The organism is Ketobacter alkanivorans (genome assembly GCF_002863865.1).
GTDB lineage: Bacteria > Pseudomonadota > Gammaproteobacteria > Pseudomonadales > Ketobacteraceae > Ketobacter > Ketobacter alkanivorans.
On record NZ_CP022684.1, the window covers coordinates 546,979 to 573,249 of the forward strand.

Annotated in this window: 22 protein-coding genes; 9 read left to right on the forward strand and 13 right to left on the reverse strand. The window is 49.8% G+C overall.

Annotated elements, in window-relative coordinates; genetic code table 11:
- Window positions 1-24 precede the first annotated feature (24 nt).
- Complete coding sequence (locus tag Kalk_RS02240; protein ID WP_101892658.1) at window positions 25-1,194, reverse strand: isovaleryl-CoA dehydrogenase; 1,170 nt, start codon at window positions 1,192-1,194, stop codon at window positions 25-27.
- Between the two features lie 35 nt (window positions 1,195-1,229).
- Window positions 1,230-1,631, reverse strand: coding sequence for a MerR family transcriptional regulator (locus tag Kalk_RS02245; RefSeq protein WP_101892659.1), 402 nt, complete (start codon window positions 1,629-1,631; stop codon window positions 1,230-1,232).
- Window positions 1,632-1,828: 197 nt separating this feature from the next.
- On the opposite strand from Kalk_RS02245, the gene Kalk_RS02250 reads away from it, so the two are divergent.
- The 4 genes from Kalk_RS02250 to Kalk_RS02265 all read left to right on the forward strand — a co-directional run bounded on the left by Kalk_RS02250 (window position 1,829) and on the right by Kalk_RS02265 (window position 7,558).
- Window positions 1,829-2,662: an SDR family oxidoreductase gene (locus tag Kalk_RS02250; RefSeq protein ID WP_101892660.1), complete on the forward strand. Its 834-nt coding sequence runs from the start codon at window positions 1,829-1,831 to the stop codon at window positions 2,660-2,662.
- Between the two features lie 138 nt (window positions 2,663-2,800).
- Window positions 2,801-4,402 (forward strand): FAD-binding oxidoreductase, encoded by a 1,602-nt coding sequence (locus tag Kalk_RS02255; RefSeq protein ID WP_101892661.1) that lies wholly within the window; start codon window positions 2,801-2,803, stop codon window positions 4,400-4,402.
- 1 nt (window position 4,403) lies between these two features.
- Window positions 4,404-6,005, forward strand: coding sequence for a glycerol-3-phosphate dehydrogenase/oxidase (locus Kalk_RS02260; protein WP_101892662.1), 1,602 nt, complete (start codon window positions 4,404-4,406; stop codon window positions 6,003-6,005).
- Window positions 6,002-7,558, forward strand: coding sequence for an FGGY-family carbohydrate kinase (locus Kalk_RS02265; protein WP_101892663.1), 1,557 nt, complete (start codon window positions 6,002-6,004; stop codon window positions 7,556-7,558). Before Kalk_RS02260 ends, Kalk_RS02265 begins: the two co-directional genes overlap by 4 nt.
- Before the next feature lie 7 nt (window positions 7,559-7,565).
- Here the strand turns inward: Kalk_RS02265 and Kalk_RS02270 are convergent, their stop codons facing one another.
- A complete protein-coding gene (locus Kalk_RS02270) occupies window positions 7,566-8,705 on the reverse strand; it encodes an HD domain-containing phosphohydrolase (protein WP_101892664.1) in 1,140 nt (379 codons plus the stop codon).
- Between the two features lie 212 nt (window positions 8,706-8,917).
- Between Kalk_RS02270 and Kalk_RS02275 the strand changes: the two genes are divergently transcribed.
- On the forward strand, window positions 8,918-11,569 hold the full coding sequence (locus Kalk_RS02275; RefSeq protein WP_158643268.1) for an ATP-binding protein: 2,652 nt from the start codon (window positions 8,918-8,920) through the stop codon (window positions 11,567-11,569).
- A gap of 64 nt (window positions 11,570-11,633) precedes the next feature.
- Here the strand turns inward: Kalk_RS02275 and Kalk_RS02280 are convergent, their stop codons facing one another.
- Window positions 11,634-11,834, reverse strand: coding sequence for a DUF2788 domain-containing protein (locus Kalk_RS02280; RefSeq protein ID WP_101892666.1), 201 nt, complete (start codon window positions 11,832-11,834; stop codon window positions 11,634-11,636).
- Window positions 11,835-11,985: 151 nt separating this feature from the next.
- On the reverse strand, window positions 11,986-13,026 hold the full coding sequence (locus Kalk_RS02285; RefSeq protein WP_101892667.1) for a PA0069 family radical SAM protein: 1,041 nt from the start codon (window positions 13,024-13,026) through the stop codon (window positions 11,986-11,988).
- Window positions 13,027-13,170: 144 nt separating this feature from the next.
- Here Kalk_RS02285 and Kalk_RS02290 point away from each other — a divergent pair, with 144 nt between their 5' ends.
- Both Kalk_RS02290 and Kalk_RS02295 read left to right on the forward strand, forming a co-directional pair.
- The gene (locus tag Kalk_RS02290; protein WP_101892668.1) at window positions 13,171-14,706 is read left to right on the forward strand and encodes a thymidine phosphorylase family protein; all 1,536 of its coding nucleotides are present in this window, start codon (window positions 13,171-13,173) and stop codon (window positions 14,704-14,706) included.
- Window positions 14,700-15,596, forward strand: coding sequence for a ribose-phosphate diphosphokinase (locus Kalk_RS02295; RefSeq protein WP_101892669.1), 897 nt, complete (start codon window positions 14,700-14,702; stop codon window positions 15,594-15,596). Before Kalk_RS02290 ends, Kalk_RS02295 begins: the two co-directional genes overlap by 7 nt.
- On the opposite strand, the gene Kalk_RS02300 is transcribed toward Kalk_RS02295, so the two are convergent.
- Together Kalk_RS02300 and Kalk_RS02305 are read right to left on the reverse strand one after the other, a co-directional pair.
- Window positions 15,590-16,075, reverse strand: coding sequence for a hypothetical protein (locus Kalk_RS02300; RefSeq protein WP_101892670.1), 486 nt, complete (start codon window positions 16,073-16,075; stop codon window positions 15,590-15,592). The genes Kalk_RS02295 and Kalk_RS02300 overlap by 7 nt on opposite strands.
- Complete coding sequence (locus Kalk_RS02305) at window positions 16,075-16,698, reverse strand: alpha/beta fold hydrolase (protein WP_101892671.1); 624 nt, start codon at window positions 16,696-16,698, stop codon at window positions 16,075-16,077. The genes Kalk_RS02300 and Kalk_RS02305 overlap by 1 nt, the downstream gene beginning before the upstream one ends.
- Before the next feature lie 77 nt (window positions 16,699-16,775).
- On the opposite strand from Kalk_RS02305, the gene rdgC reads away from it, so the two are divergent.
- On the forward strand, window positions 16,776-17,708 hold the full coding sequence (gene rdgC / locus Kalk_RS02310; RefSeq protein WP_101892672.1) for a recombination-associated protein RdgC: 933 nt from the start codon (window positions 16,776-16,778) through the stop codon (window positions 17,706-17,708).
- Between the two features lie 28 nt (window positions 17,709-17,736).
- Here rdgC and Kalk_RS02315 read toward each other — a convergent pair whose 3' ends face one another.
- The 4 genes from Kalk_RS02315 to Kalk_RS02335 all read right to left on the reverse strand — a co-directional run bounded on the left by Kalk_RS02315 (window position 17,737) and on the right by Kalk_RS02335 (window position 22,428).
- Window positions 17,737-18,711, reverse strand: coding sequence for an FHA domain-containing protein (locus Kalk_RS02315; RefSeq protein WP_158643269.1), 975 nt, complete (start codon window positions 18,709-18,711; stop codon window positions 17,737-17,739).
- Window positions 18,712-18,971: 260 nt separating this feature from the next.
- The gene (locus Kalk_RS02320; protein ID WP_101892674.1) at window positions 18,972-20,150 is read right to left on the reverse strand and encodes an acetyl-CoA C-acyltransferase; all 1,179 of its coding nucleotides are present in this window, start codon (window positions 20,148-20,150) and stop codon (window positions 18,972-18,974) included.
- A gap of 172 nt (window positions 20,151-20,322) precedes the next feature.
- A complete protein-coding gene (locus Kalk_RS21160) occupies window positions 20,323-21,060 on the reverse strand; it encodes a hypothetical protein (protein ID WP_158643270.1) in 738 nt (245 codons plus the stop codon).
- Between the two features lie 189 nt (window positions 21,061-21,249).
- Window positions 21,250-22,428 (reverse strand): ferritin-like domain-containing protein, encoded by a 1,179-nt coding sequence (locus tag Kalk_RS02335; RefSeq protein ID WP_199767995.1) that lies wholly within the window; start codon window positions 22,426-22,428, stop codon window positions 21,250-21,252.
- Between the two features lie 206 nt (window positions 22,429-22,634).
- Here Kalk_RS02335 and Kalk_RS02340 point away from each other — a divergent pair, with 206 nt between their 5' ends.
- Window positions 22,635-24,020, forward strand: coding sequence for a multicopper oxidase family protein (locus tag Kalk_RS02340; protein ID WP_101892676.1), 1,386 nt, complete (start codon window positions 22,635-22,637; stop codon window positions 24,018-24,020).
- Here Kalk_RS02340 and Kalk_RS02345 read toward each other — a convergent pair.
- Both Kalk_RS02345 and Kalk_RS02350 read right to left on the reverse strand, forming a co-directional pair.
- Window positions 24,002-25,075, reverse strand: a complete 1,074-nt coding sequence (locus Kalk_RS02345; RefSeq protein WP_101892677.1) for a DUF1513 domain-containing protein — start codon at window positions 25,073-25,075, stop codon at window positions 24,002-24,004. The two genes, Kalk_RS02340 and Kalk_RS02345, sit on opposite strands and share 19 nt — an antisense overlap.
- A 27-nt stretch (window positions 25,076-25,102) precedes the next feature.
- Window positions 25,103-26,176, reverse strand: a complete 1,074-nt coding sequence (locus Kalk_RS02350; protein WP_158643271.1) for an imelysin family protein — start codon at window positions 26,174-26,176, stop codon at window positions 25,103-25,105.
- Window positions 26,177-26,271 lie beyond the last annotated feature (95 nt).

The window sequence follows — 26,271 nt, forward strand, 5'->3', positions numbered from 1 at the left end:
ATATAAACCCTATTGAATATGGCCTCAGGCCGTTTCATTAAACAATTCGCGCCCAATCAACATCCGCCGAATCTCCGATGTACCTGCACCAATTTCATAAAGCTTTGCATCGCGCAACAAGCGGCCTGTCGGGTATTCATTAATATAGCCATTGCCACCCAGGGTCTGAATCGCATCCAATGCGCATTTGGTTGCGTTTTCGGCTGTGTAAAGAATGACAGCAGCAGCATCTTTGCGAGTGGTTTCTCCACGGTCACAGGCCTGAGCAACCGCGTATAAATAAGCTCGGCTGGCATTGGTTATGGTATACATATCGGCCACCTTTCCTTGCATCAGCTGGAATTCACCAATAGCCTTACCAAATTGCTTACGCTCGTGAATATAGGGCACCACCACATCAAGACAGGCCAGCATAATGCCAGTAGGCCCACCCGATAACACAACCCGCTCGTAATCGAGGCCGCTCATTAACACTTTTACACCTTGATTCAGTTGCCCCAAGATGTTTTCCTCTGGCACCTCACAATCTTCAAACACTAATTCACATGTGTTGGAACCGCGCATGCCCAATTTGTCCAGTTTCTGCGCTTGAGAAAAGCCTTTAAAGCCGCGCTCAACGATAAACGCTGTAATACCATGGGGGCCCTTTTCCAGATCAGTTTTTGCGTAGATCACATAGGTGTTTGCATCGGGGCCGTTCGTAATCCACATCTTGCTGCCGTTAAGAATATAACGATCGCCCTTTTTTTCTGCGCGCAGTTTCATGCTGACCACATCCGAACCCGCATTCGGCTCGCTCATCGCCAACGCACCAATGTGCTCTCCACTTACCAGCTTGGGTAGGTATTTAGTTTTTTGCTGTGCATTGCCATTACGGTGAATTTGGTTAACGCACAAATTTGAGTGAGCACCATAGCTAAGGCCCACTGAAGCAGAAGCTCTACTGATTTCCTCCATGGCAATTGCATGGGCAAGATACCCCATATCGCTGCCACCAAACTCCTCTGCTACTGTCATACCCAGCAGGCCCAATTCACCAAACTTTTTCCATAGATCCATAGGGAACTGATTACTGGAATCTACTTCAGCTGCTCTAGGTGCGATCTCTGCTTTGGCAAAACGATTTACGGTATCCCGCAATGCATCCATTGTTTCGCCGAAACCAAAATTTAAGGAGGGATAGAGCGTTGTCATGATGATGATCCTTTCTTTAAGCTTTACGTGATTATCTATTGCCCAGCTTTAAGCGCATTTACACAGCGCTGGCGAGCCTCTTTTAGTTCAATTTTCATAATTTCGATGTCATGAAGTTGCTGATCCAGTAGCGCTTCCTTTTCATCAAGCATGGCAAGAAACTGCTGAAGCTGCTTGGAATTACCTGAATCAGGATCATACATATCGAAGAGAACGCGACTTTCTGCCAGAGTAAATCCGAGGCGCTTTCCTCTAAGAATAAGCTTGAGCAGCACGCGATCACGGGGCCCATAAATGCGTTTTTGCCCTTCCCGCTTGGGGGTCAACAGACCCTGATCCTCATAGAAGCGGATAGCACGGGTTGTAATATCAAATTCGCGGGATAGATCACTGATTGTGTATGTGACTGATTTTACTTCTAATTTTGAGTCCGTCATGGGTTCTTTCGCTGCTGGCATTCGCTAATAAGGGCCCGAATGTAGATCAATATAAAGGGTTCTGATTAACGCCAATACTAGTTGACGTTTACGTAAAGGTAAATAGTCGATATTAAGGTATCAGTTTGCCCTCCTGCTGTTATAAAAACCTGTTACCATCGAATTTATCCATAATTGACAATCAGTTAGAGGCTTCAATGACTAAGACCGTTCTCATTACCGGCTGCTCAAGTGGAATCGGAAAGCAGCTTTCGATGGCAATGCTGGATAAAGGCTATCGAGTGATATCCACTGCTCGTTCACTCGAGAAAATTGCTGACTTAAGGGCGAAAGGTGCCATTACCTTGGCACTGGACGTTACTGTGCAAGCCAGCATTGATGACGCCTTGAATCAGATAAGCGCCCAAGGACATTGCATCGACATCCTGGTCAACAATGCTGGCTATGGGGCGATGGGGCCTGTGGCAGAAATGCCATCCGATGAGCTGGAAAAACAATTCGCCACCAATGTTTTCGGGCCAGTGTACATGGTACGAGCCTGCGTACCTCATATGCGCCAACGCGGCGGGCTGATTGTTAATATCGGTTCGGTGTCGGGCATTTTGGTTACCCCGTTTTCGGGCGCTTACTGTGCCACCAAAGCTGCACTGCATGCTCTTTCAGATGCGATGCGCATGGAGCTTGCCCCTTTCAATATAAACGTTATGACGGTTATGCCCGGCGCAATAGAGTCAGAGTTTGGCAACAGCGCTGAATCCTCGCTTACACGTACGCTACCCGAAGACTCGCTCTATGAGTGGGTAAGAGACGGCATCCAAAAGCGGGCTCAGGCCTCACAATCCAACCCCACACCAACCGGTCAATTTGTAAAGGCACTGCTGAAAAATATAGAAGCAGTCAAGCCGAAGGCAGAGGTAGCCATTGGCAACGGCAGTACTGTCCTGCCGTTGCTGGCGAGGGTCCTGCCCACCAAGTTAAGGGATGCAATCCTCAAACGTTCCTTTGGCTTACATCAACCCCCTACTCGATAAGCGGAAATAGTTCTAAAGCTTTCCTATACTTACTCTCTGAACTTGCTTATAGAACAAACCCACCGGCCAACTTAACTTATCCAGTACCAGCGCATCCGGCTAACAACCGGATGCAGGCGACCACGACAGGTAACCTAAATGCGACGATGGAATGGCTGGGGTGATGAATCTAATCATTACCCCCTCAAAGAGGAAGCAAAGCAATTTCTTGGGCAACAGATCGGGCCAGGTAACCCTCTGCCGGATGCAAGTCTGGAAACAGTGATAGCGTCAGTGCCTGCCTCCCGCCTGCCGGAACACCCGCTAATCAATACAGATGCCGAGCACAGGGTGCGCCACGCCAGAGGCCAGAGCTTGCCAGACTGGCTGGCCCTTCACTCGGGCAATATCGGGCAGTTCCCCGATGGGGTAGCGTTCCCCGAGAGCGCAGATCAGGTGAGAGAACTAATGAACTACGCTGTTCAAAACCATGTAGAGTTGATCACCTATGGCGGTGGTTCTTCCGTGGCCGGACACATTAATCCGCGCCCATCGGAGCGCCCCACTCTTACGTTGAGCATGCTGAATTTTAACCAGCTGATCCATCTGGATCGGGAAAGCAACCTGGCCACGTTTGGCGCGGGCACTCCAGGGCCCCTAATCGAATCACAACTCAAACCCCATGGATATATGCTGGGGCACTTCCCGCAATCCTGGGAGCTGTCCACCGTAGGTGGCTGGGTTGCCAGCCGTTCCAGCGGCCAGCAATCGCTTCGCTACGGCCGTATTGAGCAGCTCTTTGCTGGCGCCAATATAGAAACAACAGAGGGCACTCTATCCATACCAACCATTCCCGCCTCATCCGCTGGCCCGGATATCCGTGAGATAATTTTAGGTTCCGAAGGAAGAATGGGAGTCATAACCGACGTCACCGTTCGAGTCTCTCCTCTACCGGAGCAGGAGCGCTTTTATGTTGTCTTTTTTCCAGACTGGGACAGTGGTGTGCAGGCTGTGCGCTACCTCACCCAGCAACGGATACCTCTGTCGATGATGAGGCTCAGCAATCCCCAGGAAACCTGGACTCAATTGAAGTTGGCGGGGCATGCCACTGCAATAAACGTTCTAGAACGCTACTTGTCGCTAAGAGGGGCTAGAACACAGAAATGCATGTTTACCTTTGGCGTCACCGGCAGCAAAGCCGCGTGCAAGTCGGCTCTGGCTCTGGCAGCACCGGTCATCAAGCAATTCGAAGGCGTAAACACGGGCACCCTTCTGGGCAAAAAGTGGGAAGAAAATCGCTTCAAGTCACCCTATCTACGTCACGGATTGTGGGAGCAAGGCTATGCGGTAGACACGCTTGAAACTGCTGTTGACTGGGTGCGAGTACCTGCCGCTGTAGATGCCATAGAGCGGGCTATTAATAACACATTAAAATCAGCCGGTGAGAGAATTCATGTTTTCACACACCTTTCCCACGTTTACAACCAAGGGTCGAGCATATACACCACCTACGTTTTTCGGTGCGCGAAGACCTATGACGAAACCCTGGATCGCTGGCGCAGAATAAAGCAAGCCGCAAGCCAAGCTATAATCAAAAATGGCGGCACCATCAGCCACCAACATGGTGTTGGAACCGACCACGCACCATACCTTAAGGCAGAGAAAGGCGAATTGGGTATTGCGGCGATCGACCGCCTCTGTCACCAATTTGATCCCAACGGCATTATGAACCCAGGCAAATTATTGCCTCAGGATCAATAGTATGAAGCCCATTGATCAAGTGCGGACCTGGCAACAGTTACAAGAGCACCCCGACATCTGGGATATTATTGTGATTGGTGGCGGAATAACCGGCGTAGGTATACTGAGGGAAGCGGCCCGGCTGGATCTAAAGTGTCTGCTATTGGAACAAAAGGATTTCTCATGGGGCACCTCCAGTCGCTCTTCTAAAATGGTGCATGGCGGATTGCGTTACATTGCCCAAGGGGACATCAAGCTCACCAAACATTCTGTGCACGAACGGGAACGACTGATTCGCGAAGCGCCCGGCCTGGTTCAGCGACTGGGCTATTTGTTTCCTATACGCAAGGGGCAAATTCCAGGAAAACTACTATTCAACAGCCTGTTGAAGATATATGACAAGCTAGCGGGCATAAAAACCCAAAAGTATTTTAATAGCCGAAAACTGCTGGAGAGAGTATCCGGGCTTAACCCGGAAAACCTCAAAGGGGCGAGCTACTATACCGACGCCATCACAGACGATTCGCGCCTGGTATTAAGAGTGTTACACGAAGCGATCGAAGCTGGCGCAGAGGCATTAAATTATTGCTGTGCTGATAGCTTGCTATTCGATGACCAAGGCCAGGTTAACGGACTCATCGTACGTAATGACATAAACGGGGAGACACTGAAGTTAGAATCGAAAGTGGTGATCAACGCCACCGGCGCATGGGTGGATGGCTTGCGAGAGGCCGTTAGTGGCGAACGTAATATCCGCCCTCTCAGAGGCAGCCATATTATCATCCCTCATCGTTTCGCCCCCGTAGAAGACGCTCTAACTTTATTTCACCCTCAAGATAAGCGTGCCGTGTTTATCTTTCCGTGGGAAAACACAACCGTCATTGGCACCACAGACCTAGACCACGACAGTGATCTAAATCAAGAGCCCAGTATTTCTGCCCAAGAGCTGGACTACCTACTATTACTGGCTCAACAACAATTCCCCAAATCCAATATCTCTAAAGACACCATCATTTCAACCTTTGCCGGTGTACGCCCTGTCATCAGTAAAGATCGTACAAAAGCACCCTCCAAGGAGAAGCGCGACCATCAAGTATGGGTAGATAAAGGATTAGTCAGCGTCAGCGGCGGCAAACTTACCACGTTTCGCCTGATCGCACTGGATACACTGAAAGCCGCCCTTTCACAGATGGGAAGATCCGACGCAAGCTTTCTGTTTAGTGACAAGAACAGCATCATTACCCCTGCCAATATCACACCTGCCGATCTCGATCTGGATGATACCAGTCTGGCGGCTCGTTTGATTGGCTGTTACGGCAATGCGGCCGAAGACCTGGTACGCAATGCACGTAGTGGCGAACTGGCATGTATTAAGCGGACCCGATTCTGCCTGGCCGAGGTACGCTGGTGTGCTGCAAACGAAAGCGTGCAGAAGCTTGATGATCTGCTACTGCGCCGCACCCGCCTTGGCCTTCTACTCGATCAAGGCGGTTACGAACTATTCCCTGCTATAGAAAAAATTTGCCGCGAAGAGCTAAACTGGAATAACGAAACTTGGCAGGCTGAAGTGACGCGCTATCAGACACTTTGGCAGCAGCACTACTATTTGCCCGAGACAACATGAAGCAAGACACTCTGCTTGCCATTGATAATGGCACCCAAAGTATCCGCGCTCTGCTGTTTGATCTGCAGGGCCAGCTGATTGCAAAAAGCAAAGTTGATATTGAGCCCTATTATTCAATCCATCCAGGCTGGGCAGAACAAAGCGCTGAATATTTTTGGGAAAAGCTATGCGAGGCTTGCCAACTACTGTGGCAACAGGATGGCGTCGATCGCAAAAAAATAAAAGCCGCTTCAATTACTACGCAACGCGCTACCATGATCAATCTGGACAGCGATGGAAACCCTCTGAGACCTGCCATGATCTGGCTGGACCAACGTAAACTGGACAGTGTTCCTCCGTTGAAAGGGCCTTGGCGCTACCTTATAAAAGCCGCCGGTGGAGCTGACACGCTAAACTACTATCGCACTCAAGCGGAGTGTAACTGGATAGAATCCTATCAACCCAATATTTGGCGCGCCACCCATAAATACTTACTGCTTTCGGGCTATCACACCTACAAACTGACCGGAGCATACGCCGACTCAACAGCATCACAGGTGGGTTATCTGCCGTTTGATTTTAAACATCATCGCTGGTGCAAGAAACACGACTGGCGCTGGAAAGCACTAGCGATTGAGCCAAAACATCTACCCAAACTGTACCCGCCCGGTGCGCAACTTGGCACCATTACCGCAGAAGCGTCTGCTGCCACCGGAATCCCTGAAGGGCTGGCACTGATTTCATCGGGATCCGACAAAGCGTGTGAAGCCATTGGCTCCGGCGGGCTCAACCCTCAAATTGGCAGCATCAGCTACGGAACAACCGCCACGTTCAACACCACCAGCCCCAAGTATTTTGAAGCGATCTCTATGCTGCCTCCCTACCCCGCCGCCATTCCCAAGCAATACAGCACAGAAGTGATTGTGCACCGTGGCTACTGGATGGTGAATTGGTTCAAGCGAGAATTCGCTCATCAAGAGGTGACAGAAGCAAAACAACAAAACATTCCGGTAGAATCGCTGTTCGAAAAAATGCTGAACTCAGTTCCCCCCGGATGCCTGGGGCTGACCTTACAACCATACTGGTCACCTGGCCTGCGCATTCCAGGCCCCGAAGCAAAAGGTGCCATTATCGGCTTTGGCGATGTGCATACCCGTGCGCATATTTACCGAGCCATTATTGAGGGCATCGCCTACGCTTTGCGAGAGGGCAAGGAACGGGTTGAAGATAAAAGCGGAACCGAAGTCAAAACCCTGATGGTATCCGGTGGAGGCGCTCAAAGCGATGCGGCGATGCAAATAACGGCAGACATCTTTGGTATGCCAGCCATCCGCCCCCATACTGTCGAGACATCAGGGCTCGGCGCAGCCATCAACGCCGCTGTCGGCTCGAATCTATTCTCCTCTCATAAGGAGGCCATTCAAGCCATGACTCATAAAGGCGCAGTGTTCAACCCCGATCCCAGCAATCAAAAACTCTACGACGCTCTTTACAACGAGGTCTATAAACAGATCTACGACAATCTCAGCCCGCTCTATGGCGCCATACGCCGAATCACCGGCTACCCTCAGTAAAGCGGATTTATCCGTAAGGGTTCTCCTTGAACAGACGTTGGATTTCCTCAATCTGCTCAACATTACTGACCAAAGCATCGACACATTCAGCATCCAGTTTCACACCGGCCATCTCACGGAGCTTGTTGAACGCTTCGGTGTTGCTCCAGGCCTCTTTATACGGTCTGCGACTGGTTAGTGCGTCAAACACATCGGCAACCGCCACAATACGGGCTTCTAACGGAATAGACTGCCCCACCAGGCGATCAGGATATCCAGACCCATCCCAGGCTTCATGATGGTGCAGAGCGATGTTGTGTAAAATATCAACATGGGTAACGCCGCTTAACCCACAGTTTTTTAATAGCTTTTCAATCAACTTTCGCCCTTCCTCGGAGTGAGTACGCATAACCGCCAACTCAGACTCATCCAAAGGGCCTTGCTTCAACAGAATGCTATCGGGTATAGCCAGTTTGCCCAGATCATGCAGCGGCGAAAACAGGAGTATATGCTCAATATACTGGTCATCCAGGTTGTGTTTGGGCGCGATGGTCTGCGCGATAAGCTGCGAATAACGCGACATTCGCTCCAAATGGCCGCCCGTTTCTGGATCCTTAGAGTGAGTTAAATCCAAAGCTGATTTAATCGTGGCTAACAATACCCGCACATTAGTACGTTCGTTATACACCAGCAGGGTTATCAAATGGGCAACAACGTCTAATTCTGTTAAAACACGCTCACTGAAAACATCTCTCTCATCACCATTAAAAAACACAAACCCGAAAAAGTGGCCATCCCACTGCATGGGCAGTGTATAACTTGAGCGTAAACCCGCATCGTAAATTGCCTGGGTGTGCTCATGCTCTTCACCATGACGGTTAAAGATACGCAAATCATTTACAACCCTGGGCAAACCAGATGCTGCAATTTCAGCCAAAGATGCACAATCTGCCAACTTGGCCCTGTAGCGGGTCAGCGGGCTCTCCTCCTGACTGCTGTATACAAAGGTGCGCAAATAATCGGTATCCGAATCATGCAGTGCCACAGCAATACGGGTTATGTGGGGCATATGCCCAGTCATCACCTGGTGTATAAACTGTAGCTTGGCAGCAATACTGTCCGCACCATTCAGGCCCTGCCATGGATCAGTATGATGATTGCTAGACATAATGAATCCTCATTATTATCGCCCCCTGAATATTGCTCATCGATCGGCCATATGAACACAAGTATTCATCGTTGTCCCAAACTGGCGTTATTGCAAGTTGAATTGGGAGAAAAACAATTGACCTACGACAGAGATAGTTGAATTACATAAATATTCTGTCACCACGCATCTTATAATCCTATACTTTGGGTATGCATCAAAATGAGCAATCAATGGACTTGAAACGCTCCGGCGACCCTGAGAACAAGCAGTATAATCCGCCCCAAGTAGCGTGGCTCAGCAGCTTACGTTTTAAGTTGGGAGTGGGGCTGTTTCTGTTATTTCTAATATTAGTGTGCTCAAACCTGTGGCTGATCTGGTTTAAAGGGTTGCCACTGCTGGTTCAGCAAAGCAAAGAGCTGAATGAACAGATTGGTCAGAACATTGTGACCGAATTGAATCAGCAGTTCATGCAGGCAGAAACGCTGACTAAAGACATTGCCAATTTAGCAGAAGCATTACCAACCGAGGATCAGCTTTTCAAGAGCACCATCCCGCACCTGCTGGATCTTGAATCCATGCGCGACATCATCGCCGGTGGAGGGTTCTGGCCTGAGCCGTTCCGGTTCGACCCAGACAAAGAGCGCGCCAGTTTTTTCTGGGGGCGAGAAGCCAATGGTGTGCTCAAATTCTATGACGACTATAACGCTTTAGATGGGCCTGGGTACCACAACGAAGAATGGTATGTACCCACCACCCGCCTGCAAGCAGGTTCAGCTTACTGGTCACGCTCCTATACCGATCCCTACTCTTTACAACCTATGGTCACCTGCTCTGTTCCTATTCATCGTGCCAATACACTAATGGGCGTAGCAACCGTTGATTTGAAACTGGAAGGAGTGAACAAGCTGGTCACTGAAAAGATCGGCTCACGCAGCGGATATGCATTCGTCATAGATCGAAACAATAAGTTTATTTCCTACCCAGATCAAAACATGGTGATCACCCAAAGAAGCGAAAACAATCAACAAGAATATACGGATTTTATCTACGCTAAAGAGCTGGCAAAAAAAGCCCCAAACTTTCAGGAAATTGCCGACAAACTTGATTTTATAAGCTATCGCAACACCACTATCGTCAACCGCGATGCAGACCGCATCAAAACCGTTGCAAAAAATATTGCTGATAAAAGTTACCAAATCAACATTCAGGAAGCGCGATTGATCGCCCACAATTTATTCCGTAATGGCGAGGGTAACATTGCCGTATTGGATAGATTTGAGATTTCAGACGATGTTTTTCTACACGGAAAGTCCGATGTTACTGTGTATCAAATGCCCCATACCTATTGGAAGGTTATTACTGTTTTTCCGTTAGAGGATACGATAGAAGCGGCCCGGGATATTAGCGAATCCGTTACCTGGGGATCTCTGACAGGCATCGCGATATGGGGCATGCTGTGCACAGGGTTCCTGTGGCGAGTGCTGTTTTCCAGGCTCCATGATATGACCGATCGCATTCGCCAATCCGCCCACGATGGCAGGGAAATCCCCCTGGATCACAGCGCTAATGACGAACTTGGGTTACTGGCACAGTGGTATAACCGTCGCACCAAACAATTGCATCAAGCGCTTCGCTCTGCAGAGGTCAGCGCCCACGATCTTAAGCGGGAGAATAACGAACACAAGGTCACGGCCAAATTACTGGAACGCAGCCTGTCCATGCAACGGGCGATTCTAGACAGCGCCAACCTGGCGATTATTACCCTCGACAAGCAAGGCCGCATACTGAATTGCAACGCAGGCACCACCAAATTGCTTGGCTATCGAGAGCAAGACCTGGTTGGAAAAACCTTTCCGCATGCATTAATTGACAAACAGCAGATGGAAGAATATCGCGTCGACCTGCAGCAACGCTATGACGTAAACATCAGCGGTTTCAGGCTTTTTACCACTGCGCTCGACAAAGGAGAACGCCAGGAGAACGAGTGGACGTTCACCTGTAAAAATGGTGTCAAACTGGATGTAATGCTGTCCATAACGGCCGTCATCAGCCCGCATCATTCAATTGAAGGCTGGCTGGCGGTAGTAGCTGACATATCGGAACGCAAACAAGCCCAGGGCGAGCTTGAAAGGGCACGCCATATCGCCGAATCCTCAAATCAGGCAAAGAGCCAATTCCTGGCAAGCATGTCTCACGAATTAAGGACACCGCTTAATGCCATCCTTGGATTCACCCGTCGCTTACAGAAGTACTTTAAAGAATCAGAATCAGACAACAATCAGGCACTGCGTAACCTCGATGCACTGAACACCATCGAGCGTAACACCCATCACCTGATGGAGCTAATCAGTGATCTGCTGGACATATCAAAAATAGAAGAAGGCAAACTGGAGCTGGAAAGCAAACTGTTTGATCTTGGCAAGCTGGTGGAAGAGGTACATTCTGATACCCATTCACTGGCAGGCAATCGAGACATTCAATACAGTTTTACGCTGCCACGAAACGGGGCCTACCTACAAGGTGACCGAGCCAAAATTAAACAGATTATATACAACCTGGTTTCTAACGCGTTCAGGGCCACAGAGCAAGGCTCCATCCAAATCGGCGTTACCGTGCAGCATCATAACAACACTGCATTAATCAAGGTAACCGACACCGGCAGAGGCATTACTCCGGAAGACAGCAAGCACCTGTTTGAGAAGTTTTCCAATCTGCACAACTACACATCGAATCAACTCAGCAGCGGGCTTGGCCTGTTCATTACAATGGAGTTGGTTAAACTGCACGAGGGCAACATATCTTTTGAGAGCATTCCAGGAGAAGGGTCAACATTTATAGTTGAACTGCCTTTACACCCTGGCCGTAAAGACGACGACACCTGAAAGCCGCCCCCAGAAACAGAAAAGCCCCCTTATCGGAGGCTTCTCTGTGTTTAATTCTTAGTGGCTAAACCGGCATTACGATGGTCAGCACTTCTTTGGCGATAAAAGCAAACATACCCAGACCTAACGTCAGGAAGATAGCAAATGTACCCATTTTGCCTGCTTTGGATTCGGACGCTAGCTTATACATGATGAAAAACATGTATGCGATCAACCCGGATACACATACATAAAGGGATACCGCTTCAAACTGTTCAATAGACATTACGCCACCTCGACTCTGGAACCTGATACTGCAGGCGTTTCAAGCGAGGCGGACTATACATATTGGAAAATGAATTAACAAGTTCCAAGTGATAAAAAATTGATCTAAAACACAATTAGCGAACACTTGTTTACATTTCTTAATATTGACATCAAAACAGAGCTAACTGATTGTTTTTGCATGGTAAAGAAAACTGACTTTGGTCAAGGATGCGGCTTCCAGCATACTGAATAGCCGAACGTGAACACGCCTTTCTGAAACGGGAGCTTAACAACTCAGCGATCACACCTCGCCCCCTCATTCGTTCGCCAAAGCGCGCCTCATAGAGCTTCCCTCCCCGGCTATGACGAATACTATTAAGCACCCGCTCAGCTCTATCTGGATAATGGTTCTGCAACCACTCCTGGAACAAGGGTGCGACCTCAAGAGGCAATCTCAGAAAGATGAAATTAGCGCTCTCAGCCCCCGCCTTTGCCGACCTGCTTACAATCTCTTCCACCTCATTATCATTAATCCAGGGGATAAGGGGTGCCATCAGTAACCCCACCGGTATGCCCTGGCTCGATAGCATGTCGATAGCGCGAAGCCGTGCCTCTCCCGAAGCCGTTCTGGGCTCCAGTCTGGCTTTCAACTCGTTGCTCAGTGTGGTTACGCTAATCATAACTTTCACCAACCCCATCTGGGCAGCTTGTTGCAGTAAATCAGCATCTCGACAAACCAATGCGCTTTTTGTGATCAGGCTGAATGGGTGTTTATATCTAACCATCAGCTTAAGCAAACTACGTGTGATTTGCTTTTCTCTTTCAATTGGCTGATATGGATCCGTTGCTGTACCTAATGTAATAGGCATGGGCTTATACCCTCTGCGTTGAAAGGTACGCTCCAGACATTCTGCTGCGTTTTCCTTAATGAAGATTTTGGTTTCGAAATCCAGGCCGGGTGAAAGGTCCACGTAAGCGTGGTTTGGTCTGGCAAAGCAGTAAATGCAGCCATGCTCACAACCGCGATAGGGGTTTATCGAAAAATCAAAGGGCACATCCGGTGATTGGTTCTTAGTGACAATGGATTTTGCTGATTCGCGATAGAATACGGTTTTTGGGGCTGGGCGCTGACATTCTTCATCCCATTCAGAGTTTAATGTGTCGAAACGGCTGTTCTTATTGCTGATCGCCCCTCTGCCTTTATACACCATAAGCCATATCCCTCACACCAACCCAAATGAACCTTTAACTGTATATTTATACAGCCGCAATTAACAGTCAATATATTGATGTAGATACAGGGTTCATGTTGTTACTAGATCTATGATAAAAGGATAAGAAACAAGGAGATAATAATGGAAAGCACCTCCCAACCGATATTGACACTGAAACGGGTGGCCATTGATACCTACCATGAAAACGTAGCGTATCTGCACAGAGAATGCCCCACCTATAAGGTCGAGGGGTTTCAGGCGCTGAGTAAGATTGAGATCCAGCAGGATGGCAAACACATTCTGGCGGTGTTAAACGTGGTAGACGATGAACGCATCGTTATGCCAGGCCAATTGGGTTTATCCGAGCAGGCATTTAGTAATTTAGGTGTGTCTGAAGGCTCAAACGTCAAGGTCAACCACGCCGAGCCTCCGCAATCGATGGAGTTTGTTCGAGAGAAATTATCCGGGGAACGCATTACGCAGGAAAAGTTTAATCAGATCATCAAAGACATTGCCAGTAACCGCTACTCGAAACCTGAAATCGCCGCATTTATCGTAGCAGTATCTGAGGCCGGCCTGGATCGGGATGAAGTTCTGTACCTTACCAATGCCATGGTGAGTTCCGGGCAACGCCTGGATTGGGAAGAAAAGCGTGTTGTAGATAAACACTGCATTGGGGGAATTCCAGGGAACCGCACCTCCATGATTGTCGTGCCCATAGTTGCGGCGTTCGGCCTGCTTTGCCCCAAGACATCAAGTCGCGCTATTACCTCCCCTGCAGGCACAGCAGACACTATGGAGGTTCTGGCGCAAGTGGATCTTCCAGTTAATCGGCTGCATCAAATTGTACGTGAACAGCGAGGCTGCCTGGCGTGGGGCGGTACAGCCAAACTGGCACCAGCCGATGATGTGCTCATCTCTGTTGAGCGGCCGCTGGCCATCGATTCTCAGGCCCAAATGGTGGCATCCATCATGTCAAAAAAGCGGGCTTGTGGATCAACGCACCTGTTAATCGATATCCCAGCCGGGCCAACGGCAAAAGTACGAACCATGAAAGAAGCCATGCAACTGCGCAAACTGTTCGAGTACGTTGGCGATCGAATCGGGCTTGAGACCCAGGTAATCATAACCGATGGCCGTCAACCCATCGGCCGCGGCATAGGCCCCGTTCTGGAAGCCCAAGACGTAATGAAGGTGCTGCGCAACGATCCTGACGCGCCCCATGATCTTAGGGAAAAGTCACTGCAGCTGGCTGGCCGCCTGATTGAGTTTGAAAATGACATTCGAGGCGGAGAAGGCTATGACGTTGCCCGAGACATTCTTGACTCCGGCCGCGCGCTATTCAAAATGGAGCAACTCATAGCCGCTCAGGGCAAGCAGGAAACCGTCTATACCCTGGGAACTCAGACCCAGGACGTAACCGCCGTCAAAGATGGTGTGGTAGTGGAGATCAACAATCTGACTATGGCCAGAATTGCGCGACTGGCAGGAGCCCCCATGGATAAAGGTGCTGGCGTCTATCTATTTAAACGTATTGGAGACCATGTGAAGCAAGGTGAGCCGCTTTATCGCATCTATTCCGAGTTCTCAGCTGATTTCCAGTTTGCGTGCAACCTGGCAAACAAGGATAACGGTTTTCGTATCGGCCAATCTGAGGAGCTTCAATTTACATGGTAATGGATGACGCAATGATCGTATTGGGGTTTGAAGGTAGCCGCGACCAAACAGAGAAACTGGCCGCCCAACTTCAGGTGCCGTTCGACCTGATAAAAGTACATCGCTTTCCGGATGGGGAAAGCTGTGTAACCGTGCCCATCGGGCTTCCTGAAACCGTCGTATTTATGCTGAGCCTCGATCAGCCTAACCAAAAGCTGATTGAGTTACTGCTGGCCGAATCAGCTGCCCGCAAGCACGGATGTAAAAAATCGGTATTGGTCGCGCCCTACCTCTGCTATATGCGTCAGGACATTGAGTTTGAGCCTGGGCAGGCCATAAGCCAACTGATCATTGGTGATTTGCTGTCCAGATGCTTCGATACGGTCATCACAATCGATCCGCACTTGCACCGCATCAAATCACTCGATGAGGCCTTTACCCATTGCGAGGCGATCAGCCTGTCTGCCGCAGGTTTAATCGGCACACACTTGTCCAACAATGCCGAAAACACAATTCTGGTGGGGCCGGACGAAGAATCGGAGCAATGGGTGAAAGTTGCCGCCAAACACAGCGGGATGCCATGGTGCGTTGCCAGCAAAGTTCGCAGCGGGGACCGCAACGTGAAGGTAGCGCTACCGAAGGTTGATTTTCAAGGTAAGCACGCAATCCTGCTGGACGATGTGATCAGCTCCGGTCATACCATGAAAGAAGCAGCCGAAGCGCTGCTGGAGGCCGGATGCACACGAGTGGACGCGGCCTGCACCCACGCCTTGTTTGCGGCAGGAGCTGAACAAGCACTGAAGGCATCAGGTGTAAACTCTGTGATCAGCTGCAACAGTATCCCCCACCAAAGCAACCGCATTGACCTGAGCCCATTGTTTGCTGAAACCTTACGCGCGCGACTTTATTGACACTCCCAACTCTTATATTCGGGAACCTGATCCACGCCAATAGAACGCAACGGGAGGCTGTCTACCTCGAACACTCCCTCCCCTTGATCGGGCCACATACCCAAACTGATCTCATACTTGGGTGTTAGTGGGTATTTCTGCAATACCATTTTCTTTACGTTAACGCGTTTAATGGGGAAATACTCAAGAATTAATCGGCTGTGGTTACGTGCGCCGCTGGACATGATTTGCCGACAAAGAAGGTTCGCATACAACACATAACCGTCCTCACGTACATGCATATAAACCCGTTGCACAAAAAGATCATCACCCTCCTGCACTGATTCACTTAAATACCAGCGCCCCACAATAGGCTGCCCTGAAATATCTGCCGGAGCCACCTCTACCCCATCGCAGGCGGCCAACAAGGTAACCAGTACCAGGGGCGTAAGTACCTGACCCCATTTGAGGTAAAACGCAGCATAGAACTGTTTGAACATCAGGATAACCCCACAATAAATTCACTAACCCAGTCTGCAGCTTGTACCCAATGCTGAGATTGGGTTAGTCCGCTGGCCTTGCGCGGCTTGAAATCATGATCACCATCATCCAGCCACTTTACCAACGCACTGGATGGCAACTCGTAACCCTCAACCTCCTCGCGCTTCCCCATAGGATCTCGGGTACCTTGCACAATCAACCAAGGTGCCTCGATGGCTCCCCAGTGATCCTTGCGCAGATTGTCGGGCTTACCTGTAGGATGGAATGGATACCCCAGCGACACAGCCGCTTGTACCGCCCCGTCGGCCAGCAACATCGACGCGACCCGCCCCCCCATGGATTTGCCTCCGACAACACACAACTGCGGGCCACCACAATGTTCAACAGCGGCATAAAAGCTCTTCATAAGCTCCGGCATCCTATTAGGCGGCCTTTTCTTCCCGGATTCCCGCCGCTCAGCCATATACGGGAATTCAAAGCGCACAACGCTGATACCACGGTCGTTCAGAAGCCTGGCCATACAGGTCATGAACTCACTGTCCATAGGGGCACCGGCACCATGAGCCAATACCAGCGTCAAGTGACTTTTCGGCTTTTGCGGGCGATCACACAGGTAAGGCAACTTACCCTCCAAAGCGGTTGGAAACGAGGCTGCATTGTCTCATAATCGGCCTCCATTTTGTTGGGAGCAATCAGATTATGTGGTTCAAAAACTTGCGCATCTATCGTTTTACCAAGCCGTTTGAGATGGGCGCAGAGGAGTTACAGAGCCAGCTGGCGGAAAAGGCCTTTCACCCCTGTGGACGCCAGGATCTGAGCAAATACGGCTGGGTACCCCCCATTGATCAGGATACCAACCAAGAGGCAGAGCCATTGTACGTCCACGCTTGCAACGGCTATCTAATGTTGTGTGCCAAACGCGAAGACAAGGTGATTCCCGCTTCCGTCATCAAAGAAGCGGTACAGGAGCGCTCTCAACACATCGAACAGAAAGAAGCCCGCAAGGTGTTCAAAAAAGAACAGGATCAATTGAAAGATGAAGTCATGCTGGAATTGTTGCCCAGGGCCTTCTCTAAAACGCAGCGGGTATACGCCTACATCTCTCCCAAAGACGATCTGCTGCTGATTGATGCATCCAGCTCGGCCAAGGCAGAGCAGTTCATGAGCCACCTGCGCGACACACTGGGTTCGCTGCCCGTCATTCCGCCTGCCAGCAAACAAGTTCCTACCGACGTGATGACCCATTGGCTTGCCGAGCAGTCTGCACACCCTCCATTCCAACTGGAAAAAGAGTGCGAGTTGAGCAACCCTGCCGACAGCGCCAACGTGATCCGTTGCAAGGCGCAGGATCTGGATGCCGATGAAGTACAGTCCATGCTGGAATCCGGCAAACTCTGCACCAAGTTAGCCGTCAACTGGAACGACAGTTTACACTGCGTTATTGAAGACGATCTGTCCATAAAACGGATGAAGTTTGATGATCAACTGATCGAGCAGGCGAGCGAAACCGATGCTGACAGCAAAGCACAACAGTTCGATCAGGATTTTGCGGTAATGAGCCTGGAGCTTTCCAAGTTTTGCAAGGATCTGTTCAAAGCATTTGGCGGACTAGAGAAAACTAGGGTTATCTAGCGCAGACTGCGTAAGCTGGGCCACGCAGTCAGACAAGAATGATTCCTAATACCAGGCCCAGCACAACGACGGCACCGATCAATAGCGCCACATTGGTACGTGAAGCGGCAAAACGCGGTGTTTCATCGTGATCCGGAACCAGCGCTTTTTCGTCGGTACGAAATATCAATTCCATACGGCCGACCCGAATTACATCGCCGGGATGCAAAGTGGTGAATTCAACTGAGCGGTTGTTTATAAAAATGGGGTTACGCCCTTCGCAGGATTCCAGCACCCATTCATCTGCCAGCTTGCGAATCCTGGCGTGTTGCCCGGATACGGTTTTGTCCCCTACCTGAAAATCAACACTCTGATCTCGGCCAATTACCCAGGCACTTTTGTTTTGGGAGATCAGAGAATAAACCTTACCGCGAATCGGCGCGGTGAGCATCACCAAACGGGGGCCACTGCCATTGTCCACCCTGGCATTTACATGCTCTGACTTACCTTGTAGGCGATTCAGGTCATCAACGCTGAGCAGGCGGGTGCTGTCTTCATCTGGCTCAGGGGCCGCTTCAGCCATAGCTGGCTGGGCTTGAATCTGCTCGGCGACTGAATTGGTCACCTTGCGAGCGGACGTATCCTTAGTGGATGCCACGGCAGGTGCCGACTGAAATACGGTGGCATCGGCATCGCCAGAGCCCTCATCATCAGACACCAGCCGAAACGATATTTCATGGAATCTGACTTCATCGCCAACGCTAACGGACTGGGGCGCCGAAATACGCCGCCCATTTATGAACGTTCCGTTGGTAGAGCGCAAGTCTTCCACTACCACATCACCGTTCAATAGGCTGATTTTAGCGTGGTATCGCGAAATATGGCCGCTATCCAGCGTAATACTGCATTCCACTTCCCTACCGACCAACATCTCATCTGTATCAAGTGGGAATTCTTCACCATCTTGAAGAGAACGCAGCCGGAAACCACCAACTTTTGTAGGGGTTAGGGTACTATCATGCATAGTTGCGTACTGAACATTTTTATAACTCATTATTTCATTATAGGTTGTGTACTCTACGAGCGAAAGGATGAACTACCGGCACGAAGCCTTAAAATTTCACAATGAAAGGTGCAAACGGCAGTAACACACCAGCCTTAATAACGAAGTCTGATGGTAAGTATCGATCATGACGGGAAGAATACAAGCTATACAGGCACAGGAATCAGCCTGTATAGCTTGATAATATTGATATTTTGGCGGGAACTAGCTCAAATCAGCCACTAGATTTGTAAGTTTTCGATGATGGTGGCGTTAGCGGTACCCAGCCCCTCGCAAATGGACAGAAGGCCGTATCGCTCCTTGCGACGAATCAATTCGTAGGTCAGAGTCCCCATCAGCTTGGCTCCGGTGGCACCTAATGGATGCCCCAATGCCTGCGCGCCGCCATTTACGTTCAGGCGATTCAAGTCTGCTCCCAGTGCATTTTTCCAGGCCAGTGGAACAGAGCCAAATGCCTCGTTCACTTCATACAACCCGATATCCTCAATTTTTAAACCTGTACGCTGAAGGATTTTCTGGCTGGCGGGAATCGGGCCTTCCAAAACCATGGTGGGGTCTGAGCCTACCACTGTCATATCGTGGATTTTAGCCAATGGCGTGAAACCATATTGCTTCAAGGCGCGCTCACTCACCACCAAAACTGCGGCGGATCCATCACAGATCTGGCTGGCAGAGGCGGCTGTAATCAAGCCCCCTTCCTGCAGCGGCTCAAGCCCTTGAATGGCTTCCAGACTGGCACTACGACGCAGGCCTTCGTCGACATTGTGTACCACCTGCTCCCCTTCCACTTCGACATTTACCGGCACGATTTCGCGATCAAAGCGGTTGTCATCATAAGCTGCCGCGCCTTTCATATGGCTCTGATAGGCAAAAGTATCCAAATCATCTCTGGATACACCATATTTGGTGGCCATTCGCTCGGCACCGACAAACTGGCTGAACTCTACACCCGGGTAGCGGGCGGAAATGGCTGCACCATCAAACGGTGTCCGCATTCCAGCTTTCGCAGCCACCAACAAAGGTGAACCAATCGGGGTCATGCTCATGTTCTCTACGCCGCCTGCAATGATCATATCCTGATTGCCGGACATAACCGCTTGAGCGGCGAAGTGTATAGCCTGCTGGCCTGAACCGCACTGGCGGTCCACTGTTACACCTGGCACTTCAATGGGCAGATCGGAAGCGAGCACTACAGTACGGGCAACGTTAAAGGTTTGGGGCCCGATCTGGCTCACACAACCGAAAATAACGTCTTCAATCAGGGCGGGATCTACGTCGTTACGCTTTAACAGCGCATTAACAACAACGGCCCCCAAATCGGCCGGACTGACCTGGCTGAGGCGACCATTACGGCGCCCACCGGCGGTTCTTACAGCATCAACAATATAGGCAGCAGCCACGTTATTCTCCTAGGTATCGGGTTGGTATCAGCCAATAGTGACCAGTTGGTCTAAGAGTTTCAATGACATTAACGCTCACGTGGTTGGCAATTCCACCCAGCCCTGAACGCAGAAAAGGCAGCCTAAGCTGCCTTTGTTTACTGTCTGCCATAAACCGGGTTAAACAAACGGCCTACTCGGTAGGGCCAGCCGCCTTTTTAACAGAACTCTTCTTGGCTGGTGCTTTTTTAGCCACGGCCTTTTTGGCGGGGGCTTTCTTTGCGGGAGCTTTCTTCTCAGTCGGTTTTTTAACCGCAGCCTTTTTGGTTGGCGCCTTTTTGGCAGCTGGTTTTTTTGCCGCTGGCTTGGTTGCCGCCTTTTTGGCTACGGGTTTTTTATTGCCAAAAGACAAACCGCTTTTCTTCAGCAGTTCTTTTTCACGTTTTTCAAATTCGTCGGCTGCTTTTTTCAGTTTGGCTTCCAAACCTTTGCTGTAATCCAAAACCTGCTTGGCGTATTTACTCTCCAGTGCGGATTCTACTTGCTTGCGAGCCTTCTCATAGGCATCTTCCAGCTCTTTTTCCAAGCGATGGCGCAGCTCTTCTTCACGGGCAATCATCTTCTCACGCACTTTTTGTTCGGTCTGAATAAAGCGCTCCCGCAGCTGCGATACCTGGGCTTCAAGCTTGGCTTGAGTCAGTTCTTTGCGGGTGTCCTCTACTACATGCATAGCAGTTTCCAATGCATCCTGCGCCTGTTCGACAGCAACCTGAGCAGCGGCTGTCGCCTTTATCCGCCAGCGTTCCTGAGCTTGTACCAACTTGGAGCGTGCCGCTGCCACCCTCTCCTGCGCCTTGTGCAGTCTCGCTTCCATTTTCTCTACCCACTGTTTCGCCATATCGGAATTCAGGTTCCCAAATGCATTTGCCATATTTGTCTCCCAAGTTTGATCAAAATATTCAAGCACAGTCGAGTATCGGCACCCGCTACTGCGTACGCTCAAATAGCTTTATCGCAATTAAAATTAGAGGTTGCAATCTAATTTCCAAAATATTACCGCAGAAATCAGATTGCGCGCTTGGGCAGAAATGGAATATGGATCAAAACAGATGGCTCAGAGCTAACTGAGATCAGCGACCATATCCTGTTCAGACAGCTGGCTGGCGTTCTTGCCTTTCAGGTAATCAAGCATGCCGAACTTGTCATAGTAGGGGCGAATTCGAGGCGACATCAACCCGATAAAATCAAGATTGGGGATCAGTCGGTAGAACATATTCTGACGGAATTGCATCATGGCCGGGGAATTCGAAATCAGATTGTTCCATTCCCGACGACTGATAATACCCTCAAACCACTCTTCAAAAATCTCATGAGCCATAAAGCGATTGCGCATTAAAACCGCCACTTCAAAGGCCCAGTCTTCCCGCTCCCTGCGTTCAGCATCAGACAGCTCATTGGTAAAATGATCTTTCAATGCCAATACACCATAGTGGACATGGCGGGCCTCGTCTTTAATAACGTATTTCAATAGATTCTTAAGGAGAGGCTCCTTGCTCATATTATGGATGGTACGGAACGCCCCCAATGCCAGGCCTTCCACCATGATCTGCATACCAAGAAACTTGAAATCCCAACGGGCGTCGGTCAATAAATCATCCAAAATCACAAAAAGATTGTCATTTACATCGTAACGCTTGTTCAGCTTATCGGTGAGATAACGATTGAACACTTCCAGGTGGCGCGCCTCATCCATAACCTGCGTACCACCAAACAATTTACCTTCCATCCAGCCCACACTTTCAGTTACCTGGGCAGAGGCGTATAACGCACCCTGCTCTCCATGCATAAACTGGCTCAGCATCCAGCAGGCTATGTTGTAGTTGAGTTCAATCCGCTGCTTGCCGGTTAGCTTGACCGGCAACTGCTGGATATAGTCATCCGGGAAAAAGTCATTGGATATAATGGGGATCTCAGGGTTACGGGGGTCAACATCCGTAGTCCAATCAAGATCCTTATCGGCATTCCACTGGTTCTCCACCGCGCGCTGGTACAGTCGGCGCATCTCAGGAAAGTCCATCTTATAGGTAAGATCGAAGGTAACGGGGTGATGCGAATTCATATGCACTACGGATTTACGCTTACCCTGCTTTAAAGCCAAGCCCCGCACTGCCGATGGTGCCATGGAGGCAAAAACCTTTGGATTGCGCATTTGCAGTACCACCGAGATATTATCAATGGCCTCCTCCACCCGGCCCCGAGCTCCTGCGGGCATACCCCGCAACATGGAATCCAGAATCATGACTACCTCCGCGCACTTGCTTTATATGATTATTATTGTCTGACAATATTACAATATAGACGTTATCACCATAATCTCAAGTTAGGTCACTATTTAAACGCCGGTAGAAAACCCTCAGGAAATTAACCCCTTAATGCATTTAAGCCATGCCTATCGACACCAATTAATGGATAATTTAACGAAATAACAGCAACTCCGGTGAGCTCATGCCCCTGTCTCGACGCACTTTCCTTGGCGGATTAGGTTCCGCGCTTACTCTATCAGCCTGCTCGCACATTCCCCGTTTTAGCTTAGAGAGCTCCGCTGAGTCAGGCTACGACTACATACTCACCGCAGCCCCCACACCCATCGAGCTGATCCCCGGCACCACCACACCCGCTTGGTGTTTCAACGAAAGCTTTCCATCCCCGACGATATTTGCCAAACAGGGTCAGGAAATAAAAATACTGTTTCGCAACCGCTTATCGGAACCCACTACAATCCACTGGCATGGGCTGCGTATTAAGAACGAGATGGACGGTGTCCCCTTTCTAACCCAGCCACCCATCCAGCCAGGCGAAGATTTTCTCTATCGATTCACGCCACCGGATGCCGGCACGTTCTGGTATCACCCGCACGTAAACAGCCTGACACAGCTGGGGAAAGGTCTGGTGGGAGCCATTGTGGTAGCAGAGGCAGAACCTGTCACATTCGACACAGACCTACCCCTGTTATTGAAAAACTGGCATATCAACGAAGACGGTAGCTTTGCCCCTTTCACCAGCCCCCGCAATGCGTTTCGAATGGGAACCCCTGGTGCCTGGGAATCAGTGAATGGCGTGCAAAATCCAGAATACGAAGTCGCTCCGGGTGCCCTGGTCAGGCTCCGTTTTTTGAACGTTGATAACACGGTGATGTACAAAATCACCGCCCCTGCACACGCGGCATGGATTATCGCTATAGACGGCAATCCCATTGAAAAGCCCACACCGCTAACACAGCATGAGATCGGCCCAGGCATGCGGCTTGATGTGGCAATCCAAGCGCCCACAAAAGCAGGGGAAAGAATCGCTATCAAGAATGCAAAAGGTCGGCTTTTATTTGATTTGTTGAGCCTGAAAACCGCAGGTGAGGCCATCGCCCAACCCCAAGCAATATCACCACTGCCTCTGAACCCGATATCGGCCCCTGATCTGGATAATGCCGAAACACTGAATTTCGTATTTGAGTGGGAAGGCGCAATAACCCCCACCAATACCAGCGGAAAAGCCAACCACAAGTTCTGGACTATTAACCGCAGGGCTTGGGAGGGCATGTCAGCAGAGAATATCCCCGCCCCGCTGGCCGACCTGCAGTTAGGCAAAACTTATATTTTCCGCCTAAAAAACGTGACCCCGCACAGCCATCCGATCCATATGCATGGATTCACCTGGACTGTGTTGCGCTCAAACCAGAAGAAGATAGTGCCCTATCACACCGACACCGTACTGCTGCAAAAAAATGAAATGGTTGAAGTAGCATTCGTAGCAGACAATCCAGGACATTGGATGTATCACTGCCACGTTATCGAACACATGAAGACAGGGTTGATGGGCTATATCACCGTTAAGTGATTATCCCAACGCAAGGCAGAATGAGCTACCGCCGACCGTTCTAAACGTTGGTCGGCATACTTCAGCAGGCTCACGTCACCATAGCCATTACTGCTGATCCAGCCCGAATGTGGCAGTCGATATAGACCGGCAGCATCAGGGCTATCCAATTGCTGTATCAGATGCCCACTGGCGAGATCCCAGCAACCTAACATGTTACCTCGAGGACAACTCACTACAACGTAGCGCCCAGCATTATCGATCGCCACGCTGGCAGTATACTGTTTAGCGCGCCGCTGCATTGCCACAGGCAGATCAAACCAGCGTATGGGTTCACCGCGTTTATGACTACCCACCAAAGGCACAGTGTCATTGAGTTCACCCTGATATTGCACTCCAAAAACAACCGATCCGTCTGTAGCGACATCCAAATGACGAACACTCATTTTATGGTGAAGAGGCTCATGTAACTCTAACAGCTCACCATCGTTTATGTTGAGGTAGGCTAGATTGGGCGCCATGGTATCCAAGTTTAATACTGAACGTTCAGATGACGGATGAGTAGCCATACCACCATTGGCCACCACCAGTGTTTTTTGATCAGGCAGCAACGCCAATTGATGAGGGCCTATGCCACCAGAGGGGAACTCAGCTACTTTCCGGGGTGATCCAGCCAGGGAATAAACACCGATCACACCGCTAAGATCAGCAGTGTTGTTCTCGGTGGCAAAAAGTGTTTCACCATCAGCACTCACAACACCATGCCCGTAGAAGTGTCGATCAGGCGTATTTGTAAAAGTGTGTACTAATCTGCCTGACCCAACGTCCAACTGATATAGTTGATTTCCTGGGCGACGCGCAAAAAAAAGTGCGCTATTGATCTCACGAACAAATACCGAGCCATGCACCCTAAGAGGCACTTTAATGCGTACGGCAACCTCACCAGATGGAGTTAATTGTGCAATATAGTGATTGCCCGCTGTGTCGTCACAGCCGCTGAAAACAGCCTTAAATGAAGATGGCCGCTTACCTGTGCAGCCTACGTTATAACCAGCAGCCAGACTCAACAGAGACATTTTACAAAATTGCCGCCTCAGCAAGATCTAGTCTCCATCGTTGGAGTTGAACCCGAGCGTTATACCCAGAGCCGGACTCAATCGAGTTTTTAACTGGGAATTCAGGTTTCCCACCGCCAGATGCAGCTCTTCTAACTGGACCCTTGAACCGACATCGGTAACCGCCTCGTTCAATGGTTTGTCTATTGTCGCAACGACATTCAGGATTTCGTTAATACTGGATTCAATATCATTCGCTACAGCATCACTGTCTTTGGCGTCCAGCAGTCGACGCAAATCGTAACTATCCTGATTGGAAATCAATATTTGCAAGGCCAACAAATTGGTCTTGATATTATCCAGCGAACTATTACTACGCCACCCTTCAGAGAAATAGCCATTTGGCTGCTTGCTACGATTCTTGTAACCCAAAGGGCCACCCAACTTATCAGCTTTCAGCTTCTCCATTTGTGTCAGCATGGCAGCTACAACGTCGGTTAATGCGGAAGGGGCCAAGCTCTCTTGCTCTTGATTCACCGTCGCCACCCATGAATTACGGTAGTTCTGATCCTGCCATTGGCTTTTAACCCTCTCGATTGTACTTACCAGTTGCTCACCAATTGCCACAATCAATTGGCACTGCCTCTCTGATGGCTTGGCATTTTGATAAAACAACGCTACATACTCCGCATCGAACAGCAGAAGTTCCAATGCACTCAACCCCTGCACAACAACACTGGCATCAGCAACCACCTGCTGATCAATCTTGTTTTCCTTATCTAATATTTGTTGCACTTTACGAGACACTATATTTTTCTTGTCCGGCCAGAACTGGATCTTCCAATCATCATTATTCTCCACCATCGGACCAAAGCGCACCCATTGAATGTGCTGCCAGGCTCCCATCGTGCGCCGCCATTCGATCTGCACAGTGGATAGCTCGGCAGACAACGCAACAGTACCATCACCACTTTGGCGCTTAGCCTCACAAAAACGGTTGGCGCTCTCCACCAACAATTGACTGTGATGAAATAAATCAGCGTAATCTGCAGCTATCCTGGTTGATAGCGCAGAGACCCATTTTTCTTCCGGAGATACCCGCTCACAGCCCACGCTCATCATTACCAACGCCAAAACAGATAAGATCCTAAGCATATAGATCGTAGCGGCGTTGTTTTTATCAGAGCTATAACAATGTTTCATGTTCATCCGTTAGG

Bases quoted from the DNA above. Each gene is read 5' to 3' on its own strand.
- Kalk_RS02240 (WP_101892658.1), bottom strand. From the start codon at position 1,194: ATGACAACGCTCTATCCCTCCTTAAATTTTGGTTTCGGCGAAACAATG.
- Kalk_RS02245 (WP_101892659.1), bottom strand. From the start codon at position 1,631: ATGACGGACTCAAAATTAGAAGTAAAATCAGTCACATACACAATCAGT.
- Kalk_RS02250 (WP_101892660.1), top strand. From the start codon at position 1,829: ATGACTAAGACCGTTCTCATTACCGGCTGCTCAAGTGGAATCGGAAAG.
- Kalk_RS02255 (WP_101892661.1), top strand. From the start codon at position 2,801: ATGCGACGATGGAATGGCTGGGGTGATGAATCTAATCATTACCCCCTC.
- Kalk_RS02260 (WP_101892662.1), top strand. From the start codon at position 4,404: ATGAAGCCCATTGATCAAGTGCGGACCTGGCAACAGTTACAAGAGCAC.
- Kalk_RS02265 (WP_101892663.1), top strand. From the start codon at position 6,002: ATGAAGCAAGACACTCTGCTTGCCATTGATAATGGCACCCAAAGTATC.
- Kalk_RS02270 (WP_101892664.1), bottom strand. From the start codon at position 8,705: ATGTCTAGCAATCATCATACTGATCCATGGCAGGGCCTGAATGGTGCG.
- Kalk_RS02275 (WP_158643268.1), top strand. From the start codon at position 8,918: ATGGACTTGAAACGCTCCGGCGACCCTGAGAACAAGCAGTATAATCCG.
- Kalk_RS02280 (WP_101892666.1), bottom strand. From the start codon at position 11,834: ATGTCTATTGAACAGTTTGAAGCGGTATCCCTTTATGTATGTGTATCC.
- Kalk_RS02285 (WP_101892667.1), bottom strand. From the start codon at position 13,026: ATGGTGTATAAAGGCAGAGGGGCGATCAGCAATAAGAACAGCCGTTTC.
- Kalk_RS02290 (WP_101892668.1), top strand. From the start codon at position 13,171: ATGGAAAGCACCTCCCAACCGATATTGACACTGAAACGGGTGGCCATT.
- Kalk_RS02295 (WP_101892669.1), top strand. From the start codon at position 14,700: ATGGTAATGGATGACGCAATGATCGTATTGGGGTTTGAAGGTAGCCGC.
- Kalk_RS02300 (WP_101892670.1), bottom strand. From the start codon at position 16,075: ATGTTCAAACAGTTCTATGCTGCGTTTTACCTCAAATGGGGTCAGGTA.
- rdgC (WP_101892672.1), top strand. From the start codon at position 16,776: ATGTGGTTCAAAAACTTGCGCATCTATCGTTTTACCAAGCCGTTTGAG.
- Kalk_RS02315 (WP_158643269.1), bottom strand. From the start codon at position 18,711: ATGCATGATAGTACCCTAACCCCTACAAAAGTTGGTGGTTTCCGGCTG.
- Kalk_RS21160 (WP_158643270.1), bottom strand. From the start codon at position 21,060: ATGGCAAATGCATTTGGGAACCTGAATTCCGATATGGCGAAACAGTGG.
- Kalk_RS02335 (WP_199767995.1), bottom strand. From the start codon at position 22,428: ATGATTCTGGATTCCATGTTGCGGGGTATGCCCGCAGGAGCTCGGGGC.
- Kalk_RS02340 (WP_101892676.1), top strand. From the start codon at position 22,635: ATGCCCCTGTCTCGACGCACTTTCCTTGGCGGATTAGGTTCCGCGCTT.
- Kalk_RS02345 (WP_101892677.1), bottom strand. From the start codon at position 25,075: ATGTCTCTGTTGAGTCTGGCTGCTGGTTATAACGTAGGCTGCACAGGT.
- Kalk_RS02350 (WP_158643271.1), bottom strand. From the start codon at position 26,176: ATGATGAGCGTGGGCTGTGAGCGGGTATCTCCGGAAGAAAAATGGGTC.